This window comes from Rhodococcus sp. IEGM 1341, assembly GCF_030056895.1.
Taxonomy (GTDB): domain Bacteria; phylum Actinomycetota; class Actinomycetes; order Mycobacteriales; family Mycobacteriaceae; genus Rhodococcoides.
Genome location: NZ_JASHKV010000001.1, coordinates 1,331,647 through 1,347,496 on the forward strand (window position 1 = coordinate 1,331,647; position 15,850 = coordinate 1,347,496).

Genomic DNA, 15,850 nt, shown 5'->3' on the forward strand with positions numbered 1-15,850 from the left:
GTCGAGCGATTCAGTTGATGTTCCACGACTCGACAGCATCGAGTCGCCGGCCGTCGGAGTCGTACGTGTAGAAGCCTTCACCGTCCCCGAGACCGGTCTTTCCCGCGTCGATACCCTTTTGCAGTATGTCGGCAAATTTGACCTGATCCTCGCCACCGTGTGCGCGCGCGATATGTGCAGCGACGTTGAAGCCGACAGTGTCGTATATCTGGAACGGACCGGCGGGTGCCCCGGTGGCTATGCGCCACACGTTGTCGATGTCCGCCGGATTGGCAACCCCGCCGACGTAAAGGTTGGCTCCTGCTTGCAGAAGCGGGATCAGAAGACTGTTCAGCACGTATCCCGGAATTTCCTTACGGACCGGAACGGGGACGAGACCGATCTCCGCCGCAAAGCTCAATACGACATCGAAGTAGACAGGATCTGTTGCAGCAGTTGCCATCACCTCACCGGTGTTGTACCGCCACACGAGATTGGCGAAGTGCAATGCAAGAAACTTTTCCGGCCGCCCGGTGGCCTCGGCGAAACTGCTGGGCAGTAGCGACGACGAGTTGGTCACGAAGATAGTTTTCGGCGGAGCGGACGCGCCGATAGCCGACCAGACCTTCTTCTTCAGGTCGAGATCCTCCGGAACTGCTTCGATCACCAGGTCGGCGTCCGAAACGGCCTCGGCGACGCTGGTGGTGGTCGTGATGGATTCGATGGCCTTGTCGAATCGCTCCTCGTCGAAAGTCTTCAGGTCACGCTTGTAGTATCCGCGCATCCATTCCCAGCGACCCGGCAGCTTGGCAAGCAGTTCGTCGGAAATGTCGTATCCCACAACGGTTTTTCCGTGGTAGGCGGCCTGCATCATGATCTGCGAACCGAGCACTCCGGTTCCGAATACGGTCACGTTATCGACTTCGGTCATGGACGACACACTTCCCTCTATGGAGTCACTGGTTTCCCGCTCTCCAAGTTCTACCGCTGAGCGCGGAGCCATCGTCTCGTGGGGTCCAACAGTGGACCGACTCGACCGACGACAGCGCTTTACACTCCACAGGATCGACGGTTCACGCATACTCGAACGATGGCTGTCGATCCCCGCGGAAGAGACCTGAAGCGCTACCTCGAAGAAGATCCCGGCGGTCCGGTGGTGATGCTCAACCTGCTTCGGTTTGCCGAGGGTGGTCGCGACTCCTACGCGGAATATGCGAAAGCACTGGACGAGACTTTCCTCCCGCGCTACGGCGCGACGGTGCTGTACGCGGGCGACGGTTCGACCGCACTTGCCGCCGAGGACGGACAGGACTGGGATGCAGTGCTGCTGGTCCAGTACCCGTCACGTAAGGCGTTCAGCGAGATGGTGGCCGATCCCGAATATCAGACGGTGACGGCGTTACGGACCGCCGCGTTGAAAGAGGCGGTTCTGCAGGCCACCATTCCGTGGTCGTGAATTCGACCTTCGGCTTCGCATCGTGTTCGCGAAGAGGGACCTCACGGCGTTGCGAGCAACTTACTGCGGAACAGGTCGAGCACCTGGTCCAAAGCCTGCCGTGTCGGCTGCCCTGGTTCGTCGATGAGTCCCTCCGTGACAACGGAATGCGGCGGTCCGAAGGCTTCCGGGTTGAACGAGGAGTCGGGCAGTTCCACCGAGACGAATGCGTCGCCGAGCTGCTCTCGCAGCCATTGGAATCGCACAGGCGGGCACATCTTGTCGCCCTCGAAGCGCATCCCCAGGACCGTGAGCTCTCCTGCTGCACAACGGCTTTTCACCTTGTCGAGATCGCCCGGGGTGATATCGATGGATCGGGCGCGAGACTTCGATGCCGCGAACGGAAGCGACGGCTGCGAGAGCACCGGTGCGATCAGACGGTCGTCCGCCGCCATAGCGAGAGCGAATCCGCCGGTGAAGCACATTCCGATGGCACCGACGCCCGGTCCGCCGCAGCGCTCGTGCTCCTGCGCCGCCAGAGCCCGCAACCACACCACGATGCGCGACGACTTGCCGGTGGCGAGGATGGTGAATTCGCGACTGATGCACGCCGGCACCATGGCGCGGGACATGGTGGCAACGGTGCCGAGCGCTCCCATCGGCGCGGCCAGGGGATCCTTGCCGTCGACTCCGAACAGGTGCGGAACGACGGCCGTACAACCGATTCCGGCGACGGTTCTCGCGAAGTCCGCGACCCTGGGAGTGATGCCCGGCATCTCCGACATCACGATCACAGCCGGTCCGGTTCCGATGCGATACACGGGCGCTGTCCGCCCGTCCGCGGTGAACTCGGTTCGCTCGAAGTCGGCCAGAGTGTCATCGGTCATGGGAGTGCGTCCTTCTGCCAAGGGTTCACCGCGCCGAGCCGACGCTTGCGATCAAAGCTAGATCATCGCGGATCGACACGACGTCGATCGAACACGTGTCGCCTGCGCAATCACCACGAGTCCGTGTCGGCCAGAATGGTCACACCTAGCGCGACGAAAAGCGTGGCACCGGCCGCAACTCCGAACAGACTCGCGGCAGGCGCACCCGCACGTCGGCCGAGCACGCTCGCCGCGACATCGAGGGCATCGATCCCGACCCCGGCCGCTACCGCTGCCTTGCGAACCTCCGAGGACGGGTGATGCAAGGCCATTCCGAGTGCCACATCGCGCACTCCGAACAGGCGGGTCGCCACCCCCGCGCTTCCGGGTTCGCGCATGGGTCCGAGACCGAAGGCGCGCCACGAGTGCGCAGGGCTCACCCACGACACCAATCCGGCAGCCGATCGCAGAACCGAGAGTGCGAGCAACGGGGTGGACTGTGAACGCATAACGTCTCCTCAGGTTTTGTAGTGGTTACTACACCGACGCTACCTGTAGTGGCCACTACAATCAAGGTGTGGCCACCAAACATTCGCGCGAAGAGATGCTGTCCGGCGCATTGGACGCCGCCCTGGAAGGCGGCCTGAGCCGCTTGACCTTCGGCCGACTCGCGTCGCGTCTGCAGATCAGCGATCGCATGGTCGTCTACTACTTCCCCACGAAGGACGACCTCGTGACGTCCGTTCTGTCGGTGGTGGGAGACCGATTGCAGCACGTGCTGTCCGCGGCGTTCCCGACGCCGATGAACGACCACCGCTCCCTCGTCGCGGCGGCGTGGCCGGTCGTGGCAAAACCTGAATACGATCCGTTGTTCGGTCTGTATTTCGAGGCGATAGGACAAGCCACTGCAGGACTGGAGCCCTACCGGTCGGTGGCCTCACTCTTGGTGGAGGGCTGGATCGAGTGGCTCAGCAGCTTTGTCGTCGGTAGTCCGGACTACCGACGGATGGAGGCCACAGCTGCAGTGGCACTGCTCGACGGCCTGCTGCTCATGCGTCTGTTGGGAGGCAGCGATCTCGCCGCCACAGCATCGACGTCTCTGCTGCACACCGGTGGATCCCCGAAGGAACGACCGAGTTCATGACTACGTCTGTTCTTCGATCGGCGACTGGAACGACCACAGATGTCCCTCGGGATCGCGCACGCTGTATTCACGGACGCCGTAGGGCATGTCGGTGGGCGGGTAGTCGATCGATGCCCCGGTTGCCGCCACGCGAGCGTGGTGGGCTTCGACGTCGTCGACGAGGATCGCAAGCGATGCCGTGACCGATCCGGTTGTCAGCGGCGACACCATCCGGTGTTCGGGGGCCTCGCGGTGAAGCCACACCACACCGTCACCGGCATGCACTTCACCGTGCACCGCTCTGTCGCCGTCGTATTCGATGGGTCCGGGAGCCAGTCCGAACACGTCGACGAGGTAGGAATGCGCTGCTGCGATGTCGCGATAGACCAGCAACGTGGTGCGTCTGGTGACTGCCGGCTCCTCGGCCGACAGGCCCGAGAGTAGGTCCAACAACGCGTCGTCGCCGAGGAGAGCACCGTGCAGTAGCCGGTCCTCGACCGCCCGAACCCGCTCTCGCACACGAGCCAGCTCGGCCATCTGCCGGTCCAAGTCGGCCAGATGCTGCCGACTCAGGTGCAGGAGATCCGCTGCGTCCGGATCCACATCGCCCAGCGGGGTGCCCAGTTCTCGGAGCAGTCGAATCCGGTACAGCCGGTCGAGGTCACCCCCGTCGTAGCGACGCCTGCCCCCTCCGTCTCGGTCGGGAGCGAGCAGACCGAGTTCTTCGTAGTAGCGCAACGTACGCTCGGTGACGCCGGTTCTACGGGCCACGTCACCGATGCCCCATGTGCTGGAATCGCTGCTGTTCATGCATGCAACGGTAGAACCTCACGCCACGTCAGGAGCAAACTCGGCCGGTTCGGATCACACGTCTTCGAGTCGAATTCCCTTGGTTTCCTTCATGAAGAAGCAGGCGACACCGGTCAGAGCGGCCAGGAACATGATGTACACACCGAACACCCAGCCCAAGTCGAGGCCGAGGAAGAGCTGGTTGAGATACGGCGCAGTTCCGCCGAACACCGCTACCGAGAACGAATAGGCGAATCCGATTGCCTGCGTGCGGAGTCGGGTGGGAAAGCTTTCCGAGAGAGTCGAGGAAAGGATGGATGCCGGGACGGCGATGACGAGCAGCGCCACTGTCGACGGGAGCAGCAGTGACCACCATTGCGTCGAGATCATCATCGTCAGCGGGATCTGCAGCACGAACATCAGCACGGCGAAGGCGGCCAGCATCGGCCGTCGACCGATCGAATCCGAGAGACGACCGAAGAACGGCAGGGACACCAGCGCTATCAACTGAGCGACGACGAGCATCCAGTACGCGGTGTCCGGGTTCATCCCCCGCTGTGTGATGGCGAACGTCGAGACGTAGGAGGTCCAGGTGTAGTGCGCCGCAGTGATTCCCGACGTCATTCCGATCATCAACACGATCGCCTTGACGACGGTCTTGCGTGCGATCGGCGCCTGTTCCACCTTGTTCTGCTCCGAATCGAAGACCTCGCTCTCGTCCATGTTCTTGCGCAGGTAGAGCGCGAACAACGCCAGGAGTGCTCCCAGCAGGAACGGGATACGCCAACCCCACTGGCCGACAGCCGATTCCGACAGCGTCGAGGTGATGACGCCACCGACCGTGTACGCCAGGGCCGACCCGCCGAAGATCGCGACGAACGCGACGCTTCCCCACATGCCCCGACGGTTCGGCGGTGCGATCTCGCCGACGTAGGAGTACGCCGTCGCCGACTCACCGCCGTGCGCGAACCCCTGCATGACGCGTGCGAGCAAGAGCAGCACCGAGGCCCAGGCACCGATCGCACCGTAGGTGGGCATGATGCCGATCAGCAGGCTGCCGGTCGCCATCATGAGCATCGTGGTGACGAGAACGAACTTGCGGCCCTTCTTGTCCGCGATCCGGCCGAACACGATGCCGCCGAGGGGCCGCATCAGGAATCCGACGGCGAACACTGCCAACGTCGACAGCAGTGCCGAGACCGGATCTGCCTGGCTGAACATCGCCGCCGCGATGAACGGAGCGAACACCGCGTAGGCACTCCACTCGTACCATTCGAGAACGTTGCCTACGGTGCTGGCGAACAGCGATTTCTTCCGCGAGGAGATATCGGGTGCCGAGCGGGTATCGCGTGATGATCCGACGGTCATGGAGTGTCACTTTCGGTCGAATGAGTTTGCACTGGAACAGGTTTGAGTGCTGCACGCCGAATCTTCCCGGTCTGGGTCTTGGGAAGTTCGTCGATGATGTGAATGGCCTTCGGGCGCTTGTAAGCCGCCAGTCGGTCGCGCGCGAAATCCACCAGCGCATCCGGCGTCACCGTGGTGCCGTTGCGTAGGGATACGTAGGCCACCACCGATTCGCCCTGGTAGTCGTCGGGCCTGCCCACCACGGCGGCCTCGAACACCGCGGGATGTTCGTAGAGGGTGTCCTCGACTTCTCGGGGCCAGACCTTGTACCCAGACACGTTGATCTGATCCTTGAGTCGGTCGACGAGATACACCCATCCGTCGTCGTCGATGATCGCCACGTCTCCCGTACGAAGGCGATCTCCGGGCATCGTCGACGCGGTCGCATCGGGATTGCGCCAGTAGCCCGAGACCACCTGCGGACCCGAGATCTCCAGTTCCCCCGCGATTCCCGCGGCCGTCGGCTCCCCGGAGGAGTCCAACGTACGCAACGTCACTCGCGGCAACGGCAGCCCGACGGACAGCGACCCACTGGCGGAGTCCACCGGCGCTCGGGTGCCGGGCGGCACCGCGATGACGCCCGCTGTCGTTTCGGTCATGCCGTACGCGTTGTGGATGTAGCACCCGAATGCGGACTCGAAAGCGGTGACCGTTGCGGGCGGAATGGGTGCGCCGCCGGAGTACAAGGCCTTCACCGACTCGAAGTGGGCACGCGTCGCACCTGCAGTCTCGGAGATCGCGTTGAACACCGTGATCGACCCGATGGTGTACGTGACGCGGTGCTCGACGAAGGCGTCGAGAGTGATTGCCGCATGGAAACGGTGAGCGAAGACGAGCACACAGTCGCGTATCAGAGCAACCGCCGCGTCGAGCATCGCGCCGGTGATGTGAAACAGCGGCGCGACGGCGAACACGACGTCCCCGTCGGCGAGACCGGCCCGTTCCCCGAAATCCAGGGCCGTCGCGAATGCGTTCGCATGCGAGATCTGCGCACCCTTCGGCGGCCCCGTGGTTCCGGACGTGTAGGCCAGGAGTGCGAGATCGTCCGGGTGCGGGGCGAATTCGGGAACGGACCGGCCACGGTACAGATCGATCAGGCCCATGAGATCGTCCTCGGGTCGGGGCGTCACACGAGACGTCGAGGAGAAGACGCGCGGGTCGTTGCGGGTCTGCAGGTCCAGTCCACTGGTGCTCACGAGCAGCCGAACCGTACTACCCCGCAGTGTCGAACCGAGGGCTTCGAGATCGTGTTCGTCGCAGACGAGCGCGATCGGTTCTGCGTCGTCGATCAGCGTCCGCAGTTCGCGATTGCGGTACATCGGGTTGAGGATCAACGCGACCGCCCCGATCTTCCACAGCGCGAGAAAGGTCAGGGGGTACTGCGGAATGTTCTGCAGATAGATGCCGACACGGTCGCCGCGCGTCACCCCGCGGTCGATCATGGCGGCCGCAAGGGCGTCGGATGCCTCGTCCGCCTCGCGGGCGGTGAGCACGGTGTCGAAGTACGCGAGCGCCGGCCGGTCCGGGGCATCGGACACTCTCCTACGCCATCCGTCGAGGACGGTTGCAGGCCCGATCGCTCTGTCGAGGGTCATGGACGGCCCTTTCGGTTGACCGGAATCTCGGCCCAGGAGGACCGACCGAACACTCGCTCGGTGAAGGTGTTCACAGTGTTGCGGATCACAACTTCGGTGTCAACCCGGTGCGTAGCGGCCGGTGACACCCCGGTCGACCTCTACGGTAAGCGCATGACCGCGACCCACATCTGGCGCACGTACGAGGGATCGAACCTCTCCCCAGCATTGGCGTCGGCGCTGAACACGTTCGTCGAGCAGGGGTACCACGGCACATCGGTGCGGCAGATCGCGGCAGGTGCCGGCCTGTCCGTTCCCGGCCTGTACCACCACTTTCCATCCAAGCAGGCCCTGCTGGTCGGCATCATGGACGCGTCGATGGACGAATTGCTGGATCGGACTCGATCGGCCGAGAACGAAGCAGGTCCGTTGCCGAGCGATCGGTTCGACGCGGTCGTGGAGTCCCTGCTGCTGTTCCACATTCACCGACGCGACGCCGCCTTCGTGTGTTCGACGGAGATCCGCAGCCTCGAATCCGCGAATCGCGCCGCGTACATCGCGAAGCGGGACGAGGAGCAACGAGTGCTCGACGCCATCGTCGTCGACGGCGTCGAGTCCGGCGTCTTCGACACTCCGCACCCGGCGGATGCCAGCCGAGCCGTCACGACGATGTGCGTCGGCGTCGCAACGTGGTATCGACCCGACGGGCCGCTGTCTCCGAGCGAGCTGGTGGCGGTGTATCTCGACATTGCCCGTCGCACGGTCGGAGCTACGACCGGCGGGCGGGAGTAGCTGCCCCGGAATCCTTGACCCGATCGAGTGATTGTGCCAACCTTCCAGTGACCGAGCGAGTGTTCGGTCGGCACCGGAATGGGAGCGCATCGTGGCCATCGATCTGACATTCGACCCCGACATCGAGAAGTTGATCGAGAGGACGCGCACGTTCACTCGCGAACACGTGCTTCCCATCGAGGACCGCTTTCTGGGGAACGTCGCCGATGCCGGCGGCGATCGACTTCGCGTCGAGATGCAGGCGGCCGCCAAGGATGCCGGCGTGTTCGCCCCACATGCCCCCGTCGAATACGGCGGCCACGGTCTGTCCATGAGTGACCGCGCTCCGGTGTTCGAGGAAGCCGGTTACTCACTGTTCGGACCGATCGCTCTCAACCTCGGCGCACCCGACGAGGGCAACGTGCACATGCTCGCCCACATCGCATCGACGACGCAGAAGGAGCAGTTTCTCGCTCCCCTGGCGCGCGGTGACATGCGCTCGGCATTCGCCATGACCGAACCCGCCCCGGGTGCCGGTTCCGATCCCTCGGCCCTGACCACTGCGGCCGAGCGGGTCGACGGTGGCTGGAAGATCAACGGACACAAGTGGTTCATCACCGGTGCCGATGGTGCAGGTTTCTTCATCATCATGGCCCGCACCTCCGGTAAGCCAGGAGATCGCGGCGGCGCGACGATGTTCCTGGCCCCTGCGGACACCGCGGGGATCACGGTCGGCCGTCACATCGGCACCCTGGACAAAGCCATGATCGGCGGGCACTGCGAGGTGTTCTTCGAGAACGTGTTCGTGCCCGACGACAACGTTCTCGGGGCCGTCGACGAGGGATTCGCCTACGCCCAGGTGCGTTTGGGACCCGCCCGCATGACTCACGTGATGCGGTGGCTCGGGGCCTCGAGGCGAGCCCACGACATCGCCGTCACACAGGTTGCGCAGCGCGAGGGTTTCGGCGGCAAACTCGGCGATCTGGGCATGGTGCAGAAGATGGTCGCGGACAACGAGATCGACATCGCGGCCACCCGCGCTCTGTTGACCAAGGCCTGCTTCGAGCTGGATCGGGGTGGGCACGCGAGCAACGAGACCTCCATTGCCAAGACGTTCGCCGCCGAGGCGATCTTCCGCATCGTCGACCGCAGCATTCAGATGTGCGGGGGGCTCGGCGTATCGGACGATCTTCCGCTGGCGAGGCTCTCACGCGAGGTGCGTCCGTTCCGTGTGTACGACGGCCCGTCCGAGGTACACCGCTGGGCCATCGCCAAGCGGACGATCGGTGCAGCCAAGCGCGCAGCGCGGGAGGCACAGTCGTGAGCGAACTTCCGGGCATGAATCGCGATGCGCTCGAGCAGTTCCTGCGAGGGAACGGCATCGAGGTCGACGGTGAACTGTCGGTCGAGATGATCAGCGGGGGTCGCTCCAATCTCACCTACAAGGCATTCGACGACTCCTCGACATGGGTTGTTCGCCGCCCTCCCACGAGTGGGCTCACCCCCTCGGCGCACGACATGGCCCGCGAGTGGGCCGTCACGGAAGCGCTTGCATCCACCGACGTTCCGGTCGCCGGGACCATTGCGTTCGATCGAGACGGCTCGGTGCTCGGTGCACCCATGACCGTCGTCGACTTCGTACCCGGCCGAGTCGTTCGTAGCCGCGAGGATCTTCGCGATCTGACGGATGCGCAGGTCACCGAGAACGCCGCCGAGTTGGTCCGAGTGCTCGCCAGGCTGCATGCGGTCGATCCCGACTCTGTGGGCCTCGGCAGCTTCGGCCGTCCCGACGGGTTCGTCTCGCGACAGGTCGCGACGTGGGCTCGGCAGTGGGAACGAGTCAAGACTCGTGATCTACCCGACGTCGAACGATTGCATCGTGCGCTGGAAGCAGCAGTACCGGCGGGATCTGCGTCGTCCATCGTGCACGGCGACTATCGCGTCGACAACACCATTCTCCACGCCCATGACGTCGGTTCCGTTGCCGCGGTTGTGGACTGGGAGATGTCCACGCTCGGCGATCCGCTCACCGACGTGGCTCTGATGTGCATCTACCGCAAACCGGTCTTCGATGCAGTCCTCGGCGCGGACGCTGCCTGGACGAGCGATCGGTACCCCTCCGCGGCAGACCTCGCGCAACACTACGCAGTGGAATCCGGTCGGGAACTTCATGATTGGGGCTTCTACCTCGCCCTCGCCAATTTCAAGCTCGGAGTGATCGGCGAGGGAATCACCTACCGTGCGCTGTCGGGCTCCGACACCGGGGCCGGTGCAGGCAAGGCCGCCGAGGCCACCGGGGAGTTCATCGCAGCCGGGCTGCGTGCACTCGCCGGAACCACCGACTGACGCGAACCTCGCTGTCTAGGCAGGTTCTCTCATCACACCGACGTGACGGACGGTGCCGGACACACCCGGAAGCTCCTGTGGCTCGGACCAGGTGTTCAGCCCGTCCGTACTGTCGGAGTAGAAGTACTTTTGGTTGGTGTAGTCGTCGTAGTACAACCGCCAGGTGCCGTCGGGCAACTCGATGACTGCCGGGCCTTCTTTCAGTGGTCCGAAATCGCGGGTCGGAACGACGGTGTACGGCCCGATCAACGACGGTGCCGTCCAGTGCTCGATGACCTTGTGGGTCTCGTTCTTGGTGAACGCGTGGTAGGTCGGCCCTACCTTGACCACCGTGGTGTCGATGTGGTCCGCTCCGATGCCGACGAACGGAACCGGGAAGCTCCACATCCGCAGGCCTGGATCCATGGCCGTCATCAGATAGGGCACGAACCCGCCGCCGGTCGACAGCGAGACGATGATGCTGACGCGGCCACCCTCGACGAACCACTCGGGTGCCCATGCCTTCGTGGTGAACGGAGACAAGGACGGTCCGTCCGAGAAGCCGGCCGATCCACTGAATCCGGAAGGGCTGGCAGATCCGGTTCCGGCTCCGGTGCCCGGTAGGAAAGCGCAGCAGAACGGGATCGGGAAGTTCTGTAGGAACGTCCAGTTCACGCGGTCACTGCTGCGCGCGAAGCCGATGTTCGCACCGCCGCCGGTCGTGTACGTCACGTAGTACATCCCGTCGGTGTGCCGGAAGATGCTCGCGTCGCGCACCACTCCGGACGGAGGTCGATACGCCGATGTCTGCAGTGCTGTGAAATCGGTGCCGTCGCTGGACTGGTAGACATCCATGTCTCGATCGCTGTCGTTGCTGAACGCCACCATCGTGTAGCGCCACGCGGAGGGTGCAGCGGCACCTGTTCCTGCGGCGGAGAACAGCAGTCCGGCGACAGCCAGGATCACCATCGGGACGACGAACAGGAACCTGCGTGCGGTGGATGTCACCGAGGAAGTATGTCCGACCCGTACGCACCATGCGTAACTTTGGTAACAGCTACAACAGATTGTTACCGATGTTGTTATGAATGCGAAATGTACTGGGTTGCGGGCTTGGCCTGGTACATCTCGTGATCGGCATCGTCGAGTATGTCCAGTGCACTTCGGGTGTCGTCGCGGTCGACGGTGACGACACCGATGCTCGCCGTCACCGTCAACACTCGTCCCGCGGCGGTGATGGGCGTGGCCAGTTCGGCACGAACGTCGTCGGCCTCGGTACCGACGCACCGCGAAACGACCGCCACGAACTCGTCACCCCCGATACGACCCACGAAGGCATCGGCCGGGAGCGCGCGTGTCAGTCGGTCTGCGACCACCCCCAGAACGGCGTCGCCGACAGTATGACCGTGTAGATCGTTGATGGTCTTGAAGTTGTCGAGGTCGATGAACAGCACGGCCATGGAGTCCTCGCGATCAGGCATCGCCAGTTGCTCGTCCAGGCGAGCCAGAATCAAGGGCCTGTTCGGCAGGCCGGTCAGGTCGTCGTGCGTCGCCGCATGCTCGAGCTTCATGCTCATCCGGTAGGTGTCGGTGATGTCGACGAACGTCGCCACCACGGAGGGGTTCGGGTCGACCGGGGTGAGCATCGTCGCCGTCAAGGACAACCAGAAGTTCCGACCGTCTCGGCGACGCTCGACCCCGATCACCGCCTGGCAGGGCTCACCGGTTTTCCTGGTGACGGCGACCGGATGCTCGAACGGGTGAATCGGCTCTTCGTCGGTGCCGTACACCCGAAACGGAAGAACCGATGCCTGTCCTGCGGTCGCCAACCCGACCTGGATGTCGAGAATGGTCTTCGCAGCCAGGTTCGCCGATTCGATACGGCCGGTGTGATCGAGAACGACGACACCGGCCTCCAGCGATTCCACGACCGCGGTGAAATGATCCTCGACTCTGCGTACTGCGCTCTGGTCGGCGCAGACCAACACGTAACCGTCGGGCATCTGGGCAGCCGACACGATCACCGCAAGCGCCGTCCCTTCGGCATGTCGATGGGAATCCGTCAGTCGGCCGCCGACAGCGAGAATCGCGGCCGGATCGCAGGGCACCCCGACGGCCGCCGAAACGTCACGGCCGAGCACGTCCGCTGCCGGTCGACCGTAGACCGACTCCGCAGCGGGATTCCAACTCGACACCAGACCGTCCGCGGACACACCGATGATGGCATCGCTGACGTGCTCGACCAGAGCGGCTTGCTTCTGCAGCGCCTTCTGCGCCGCCTTGTGTTCGGTGAGATCGCGAAGAATGACCTGAAACGCCGGCTCACCGTTCCACACCGTGCGCACCGATACCGCTTCCATCGCCAGTGTCGTCCCGTCGAGGGCCAGCACCGTCGCTTCCGACGCGGCGCTGGCGGTGCCGTGTGTGTCGAGGGCGGCGATCCGCGCGAGCATGGGGCCCACCGATTCGGCAGCGATGAACTTCGTGATCGGATGCCCGATGACGTCCGTTGCTGCCTCGGCACGCAGAAATCGCATCCCGGCGGGGTTGAGGTAGACGAGGATGCCTCGCCGATGGACCCCGATGGCGTCCGGCGAATGCTCGACGAGAACCCGGTAGCGATCGGCGAGCCCGGGCAACGCGGGACTCGATCGGGGGTCGCCGACGCCATCACGCTCCCCTGGAGCCATGCTCGGTCCTCGCGATCGTAGACGGACGGTCAACACCCGATTGAACCACTTACGAACGTGCCGTTGGCGGCTCATGTCTGTTTTGAACTTTATGTCCGGTTTCTCGGCTGGACCTGACGCCTGTTTGCGGGGCTAAATCGAGGAGCGAACCGAATCCGGTTCGCGTAACTCGACAAGAAACGGATTTCGACGTGAGCTTTCTCGGCATCGACATCACCGGTATCGGCGCACTGTCCGGCTACGGCTGGGGCGCATCCGCCCTGTGGGACGGCCTGTCCACGGGCAAGGCGGCGGCCACGCTGCACCACGACCACACCCGACCGGGGCAGAATCCGGTGTGGCTGGCGAAAGTCCCCGACGGCGGGGACCAGAGCGATGGCACCAGCCGATTCGGGCGGGCACTTCGCGGGGCAGCGCGGGAGGCCATCGACGACGCGATGGCGCGGGGCTGGCAGCCGGGTCGGCGAGTGGGTCTGATCCACGCCGTCGTCCTGGGTGAAGTGGACGAGTGGCGCAACTTCTATCTGCACGACGGCGGCCGGCGCCGTGTTCGTGACTATCTCACGCTGATGCCGTCGACTCCGGTGTCACTACTGATGCAGGAATACGGCTTTCACGGGCCGGCCATGAATGTCTCGGCGATGTGCGCGTCGGGCAATGCAGGGCTGCTCACCGCCAAGATGTGGCTCGATACCGGGTTCGTCGACGACGTGGTGTTCGTGGCCACCGATCTGTCTCTGACTCCGGAGAACATCGACCACTTCGTCGCGCTCGGCGTCGGTGTCGTGGACGTCGAGCCACAGGAAGGCTGCCGCCCCTTTCAGGAAGGCAGCCGCGGATTCGGAATGGGTGAGGCTGCAACGGCATTCGTTCTGTCGACGCGCAGCTCGGCCTCGTACGCGCGGGTGCTGGGCGGTTCGATGACACACGACGCGTTTCATGCCACCTCGATCGACCCTGCGCTCACCCAGGTGCGGGCCTGCTTCGAGCAGGCGTTGGTCGACGCCGACGTCACTGCCCGGCAGGTGCGGTATCTCAACGCTCATGGTCCCGGCACCGCACAGTGCGATGCGGCCGAAACTGCGATGTTGGAGACGGTGCTTCGATCCCACGCACAGGTGTACTCGGTGAAGCCACTGACGGGACATTGCCAGGGGGCGGCCTCGGCAATCGAAACCGTATCGGCAGTCATGGGATTCGAGCGCGGACTCGTTCCGGCGGCCCCGCAGGTCTCTGATGCTCATCCCCTGCTGCTCGACGGATTCACCACCGCCGAGGCAGGATTGACCGTGAAATCGTCATTGGGAATGGGCGGACACAACTCGGTGGTGGTGTTGGCTCCGGCGTGAGCTGCACTCGTCGGTCCGGCAGCCCGCGTGGTCGCGGGCTGCCGGACCGGCGTGCGGACTTCAGACCTGCGCTGCGTTACCGCAGATTCCGCATTCCTCGAACTCGACGCGCTTCCAGCGTGCGACCGGAACGAAGAACAGCGTGAATTGCTGGTACTGCTTCATCCGCGCCCACTGGGTGGTGTTGTGGCACCGCGGACAGTTTCGGGTTGCCCCCGGGCCGATGTGTTTGCGCTTGCTGCCGAAACCGAAGAGAAGAAACATGACACCAGCCTAGGGGTCCGGACGGAGTCAGCTCGCGATCATGCCGTGGGGATCGATGACGAACTTCTGTGCGACTCCGCTGTCGAATTCACGGTAGCCGCGTGGTGCGTCGTCGAGCGAGATGACGGTGGCATTCACGGCCTTGGCGATCGAGACACGTTCCTTCAGAATCGCATTCATCAATTCACGGTGGTAGCTCATCACCGGGCACTGACCGGTGGCGAACGACAGCGACTTCGCCCAACCGGTGCCGAGACTCAACGACAACGCGCCGCGCTGGGCCGCCTCGTCCACGCCACCGGGGTCTCCGGTGACATACAGCCCCGGGATGCCGATTCCACCGCCGGCCGTGGTGATGTCCATCAACGAATTGAGAACCGTCGCAGGCGCTTCACGAGACGAATCTCCGCCGTGTCCGCGGGCTTCGAATCCCACCGCATCGACGGCCGCGTCGACCTCGGGGACTCCGAGGATCTGCTCGATCTGATCCTGCGGAGCTCCCTTGCCCACGTCGACGGTCTCGCAACCGAACGTTCGCGCTTGGGCGAGCCTGTCGGCGTTCATGTCGCCGACGATCACCACCGACGCTCCCAATAGTTGTGCGCCGACAGCGGCGGCGAGGCCGACCGGACCCGCACCCGCGATGTACACCGTCGCACCGGGTTTCACCCCTGCGGTCACCGCCCCGTGGAACCCGGTGGGAAAGATGTCCGACAGCATGGTCAGGTCCAGAATCTTCTCCAGGGCCTGGTCACGATCGGGAAACTTGAGCAGATTGAAATCTGCGTACGGTGCCATGACGTATTCGGCTTGGCCGCCGACCCAACCGCCCATGTCCACGTAGCCGAATGCCGAACCCGGTCGATCGGGGTTGACGTTCAGACAGATTCCGGTCTTGCGCTCCTTGCAGTTACGACACCGGCCGCAGGCGATGTTGAACGGTACGGAGCAGATGTCACCGACCTTCAGAAACTCGACGTCTCTACCGACCTCGACGATCTCACCGGTGATCTCGTGACCGAGCACCAACCCCTCGGGTGCAGTGGTTCGCCCGCGAACCATGTGCTGATCACTGCCGCAGATGTTGGTCGAGACAACCTTGAGGATCACTCCGTGCTCGCACTTGCGGCCGATGTTCGCCGGGTTCACTCCGGGGCCGTCGGTCAACTCCAGGCCCGGAAAAGCGATGTCCTGGACCTCCACCTTGCCCGGTCCTGCGTACGTCACTGCGCGGTTGTCTGCCATGAGTTCTCCTCTTCGTCGAGTGAGTTGTGTGCT

At 64.0% G+C, this 15,850-nt stretch carries 16 protein-coding genes; 6 read left to right on the forward strand and 10 right to left on the reverse strand.

All coding sequences use genetic code 11. From position 1 onward, the window contains the following. Positions 1 to 10: 10 nt before the first annotated feature. Complete coding sequence (locus QM615_RS05925) at positions 11 to 910, reverse strand: 3-hydroxyacyl-CoA dehydrogenase (protein ID WP_149405237.1); 900 nt, start codon at positions 908 to 910, stop codon at positions 11 to 13. 159 nt (positions 911 to 1,069) lie between these two features. Here QM615_RS05925 and QM615_RS05930 point away from each other — a divergent pair, with 159 nt between their 5' ends. Next, positions 1,070 to 1,435 (forward strand): DUF1330 domain-containing protein, encoded by a 366-nt coding sequence (locus QM615_RS05930; RefSeq protein ID WP_149405236.1) that lies wholly within the window; start codon positions 1,070 to 1,072, stop codon positions 1,433 to 1,435. A gap of 41 nt (positions 1,436 to 1,476) precedes the next feature. Here QM615_RS05930 and QM615_RS05935 read toward each other — a convergent pair whose 3' ends face one another. Together QM615_RS05935 and QM615_RS05940 are read right to left on the reverse strand one after the other, a co-directional pair. After that, on the reverse strand, positions 1,477 to 2,301 hold the full coding sequence (locus QM615_RS05935) for a dienelactone hydrolase family protein (RefSeq protein ID WP_149405235.1): 825 nt from the start codon (positions 2,299 to 2,301) through the stop codon (positions 1,477 to 1,479). Between the two features lie 110 nt (positions 2,302 to 2,411). Beyond that, positions 2,412 to 2,789 (reverse strand): hypothetical protein, encoded by a 378-nt coding sequence (locus tag QM615_RS05940; RefSeq protein ID WP_149405234.1) that lies wholly within the window; start codon positions 2,787 to 2,789, stop codon positions 2,412 to 2,414. A gap of 68 nt (positions 2,790 to 2,857) precedes the next feature. Between QM615_RS05940 and QM615_RS05945 the strand changes: the two genes are divergently transcribed. Next, positions 2,858 to 3,424 (forward strand): TetR/AcrR family transcriptional regulator, encoded by a 567-nt coding sequence (locus tag QM615_RS05945; protein WP_149405233.1) that lies wholly within the window; start codon positions 2,858 to 2,860, stop codon positions 3,422 to 3,424. Here QM615_RS05945 and QM615_RS05950 read toward each other — a convergent pair whose 3' ends face one another. The 3 genes from QM615_RS05950 to QM615_RS05960 are packed head-to-tail and all read right to left on the reverse strand — an operon-like array spanning position 3,425 to position 7,194. Then, entirely contained in the window at positions 3,425 to 4,213 is a 789-nt protein-coding gene (locus tag QM615_RS05950) for a MerR family transcriptional regulator (RefSeq protein WP_149405232.1), read from the reverse strand. 54 nt (positions 4,214 to 4,267) lie between these two features. Continuing rightward, the gene (locus QM615_RS05955) at positions 4,268 to 5,560 is read right to left on the reverse strand and encodes an MFS transporter (protein WP_068046850.1); all 1,293 of its coding nucleotides are present in this window, start codon (positions 5,558 to 5,560) and stop codon (positions 4,268 to 4,270) included. Then, positions 5,557 to 7,194, reverse strand: a complete 1,638-nt coding sequence (locus QM615_RS05960) for a class I adenylate-forming enzyme family protein (RefSeq protein ID WP_149405231.1) — start codon at positions 7,192 to 7,194, stop codon at positions 5,557 to 5,559. The genes QM615_RS05955 and QM615_RS05960 overlap by 4 nt, the downstream gene beginning before the upstream one ends. 153 nt (positions 7,195 to 7,347) lie before the next feature. Between QM615_RS05960 and QM615_RS05965 the strand changes: the two genes are divergently transcribed. From QM615_RS05965 to QM615_RS05975, 3 genes are all read left to right on the forward strand, one after another. After that, positions 7,348 to 7,965 (forward strand): TetR/AcrR family transcriptional regulator, encoded by a 618-nt coding sequence (locus QM615_RS05965; RefSeq protein ID WP_149405230.1) that lies wholly within the window; start codon positions 7,348 to 7,350, stop codon positions 7,963 to 7,965. A 91-nt stretch (positions 7,966 to 8,056) separates the two neighbouring features. Beyond that, the gene (locus tag QM615_RS05970) at positions 8,057 to 9,268 is read left to right on the forward strand and encodes an acyl-CoA dehydrogenase family protein (RefSeq protein WP_149405229.1); all 1,212 of its coding nucleotides are present in this window, start codon (positions 8,057 to 8,059) and stop codon (positions 9,266 to 9,268) included. Beyond that, positions 9,265 to 10,290: a phosphotransferase family protein gene (locus QM615_RS05975; RefSeq protein WP_149405228.1), complete on the forward strand. Its 1,026-nt coding sequence runs from the start codon at positions 9,265 to 9,267 to the stop codon at positions 10,288 to 10,290. The genes QM615_RS05970 and QM615_RS05975 overlap by 4 nt, the downstream gene beginning before the upstream one ends. Before the next feature lie 15 nt (positions 10,291 to 10,305). On the opposite strand, the gene QM615_RS05980 is transcribed toward QM615_RS05975, so the two are convergent. Together QM615_RS05980 and QM615_RS05985 are read right to left on the reverse strand one after the other, a co-directional pair. Beyond that, positions 10,306 to 11,238, reverse strand: a complete 933-nt coding sequence (locus QM615_RS05980) for a glycoside hydrolase family protein (protein WP_149405609.1) — start codon at positions 11,236 to 11,238, stop codon at positions 10,306 to 10,308. A 113-nt stretch (positions 11,239 to 11,351) separates the two neighbouring features. Then, positions 11,352 to 12,959 (reverse strand): sensor domain-containing protein, encoded by a 1,608-nt coding sequence (locus tag QM615_RS05985; RefSeq protein ID WP_188078551.1) that lies wholly within the window; start codon positions 12,957 to 12,959, stop codon positions 11,352 to 11,354. Between the two features lie 191 nt (positions 12,960 to 13,150). Here QM615_RS05985 and QM615_RS05990 point away from each other — a divergent pair, with 191 nt between their 5' ends. Continuing rightward, entirely contained in the window at positions 13,151 to 14,308 is a 1,158-nt protein-coding gene (locus QM615_RS05990) for a beta-ketoacyl synthase N-terminal-like domain-containing protein (protein ID WP_223145632.1), read from the forward strand. Between the two features lie 60 nt (positions 14,309 to 14,368). On the opposite strand, the gene QM615_RS05995 is transcribed toward QM615_RS05990, so the two are convergent. Further along, complete coding sequence (locus tag QM615_RS05995; RefSeq protein ID WP_068046830.1) at positions 14,369 to 14,572, reverse strand: zinc-ribbon domain-containing protein; 204 nt, start codon at positions 14,570 to 14,572, stop codon at positions 14,369 to 14,371. A 27-nt stretch (positions 14,573 to 14,599) separates the two neighbouring features. Then, on the reverse strand, positions 14,600 to 15,817 hold the full coding sequence (fdhA, locus tag QM615_RS06000; RefSeq protein ID WP_068046827.1) for a formaldehyde dehydrogenase, glutathione-independent: 1,218 nt from the start codon (positions 15,815 to 15,817) through the stop codon (positions 14,600 to 14,602). Between the last annotated feature and the right edge of the window lie 33 nt (positions 15,818 to 15,850).

Bases quoted from the DNA above. Each gene is read 5' to 3' on its own strand.
- QM615_RS05925 (WP_149405237.1), bottom strand. From the start codon at position 910: ATGACCGAAGTCGATAACGTGACCGTATTCGGAACCGGAGTGCTCGGT.
- QM615_RS05930 (WP_149405236.1), top strand. From the start codon at position 1,070: ATGGCTGTCGATCCCCGCGGAAGAGACCTGAAGCGCTACCTCGAAGAA.
- QM615_RS05935 (WP_149405235.1), bottom strand. From the start codon at position 2,301: ATGACCGATGACACTCTGGCCGACTTCGAGCGAACCGAGTTCACCGCG.
- QM615_RS05940 (WP_149405234.1), bottom strand. From the start codon at position 2,789: ATGCGTTCACAGTCCACCCCGTTGCTCGCACTCTCGGTTCTGCGATCG.
- QM615_RS05950 (WP_149405232.1), bottom strand. From the start codon at position 4,213: ATGAACAGCAGCGATTCCAGCACATGGGGCATCGGTGACGTGGCCCGT.
- QM615_RS05955 (WP_068046850.1), bottom strand. From the start codon at position 5,560: ATGACCGTCGGATCATCACGCGATACCCGCTCGGCACCCGATATCTCC.
- QM615_RS05960 (WP_149405231.1), bottom strand. From the start codon at position 7,194: ATGACCCTCGACAGAGCGATCGGGCCTGCAACCGTCCTCGACGGATGG.
- QM615_RS05965 (WP_149405230.1), top strand. From the start codon at position 7,348: ATGACCGCGACCCACATCTGGCGCACGTACGAGGGATCGAACCTCTCC.
- QM615_RS05980 (WP_149405609.1), bottom strand. From the start codon at position 11,238: ATGGTGATCCTGGCTGTCGCCGGACTGCTGTTCTCCGCCGCAGGAACA.
- QM615_RS05985 (WP_188078551.1), bottom strand. From the start codon at position 12,959: ATGGCTCCAGGGGAGCGTGATGGCGTCGGCGACCCCCGATCGAGTCCC.
- QM615_RS05995 (WP_068046830.1), bottom strand. From the start codon at position 14,572: ATGTTTCTTCTCTTCGGTTTCGGCAGCAAGCGCAAACACATCGGCCCG.
- fdhA (WP_068046827.1), bottom strand. From the start codon at position 15,817: ATGGCAGACAACCGCGCAGTGACGTACGCAGGACCGGGCAAGGTGGAG.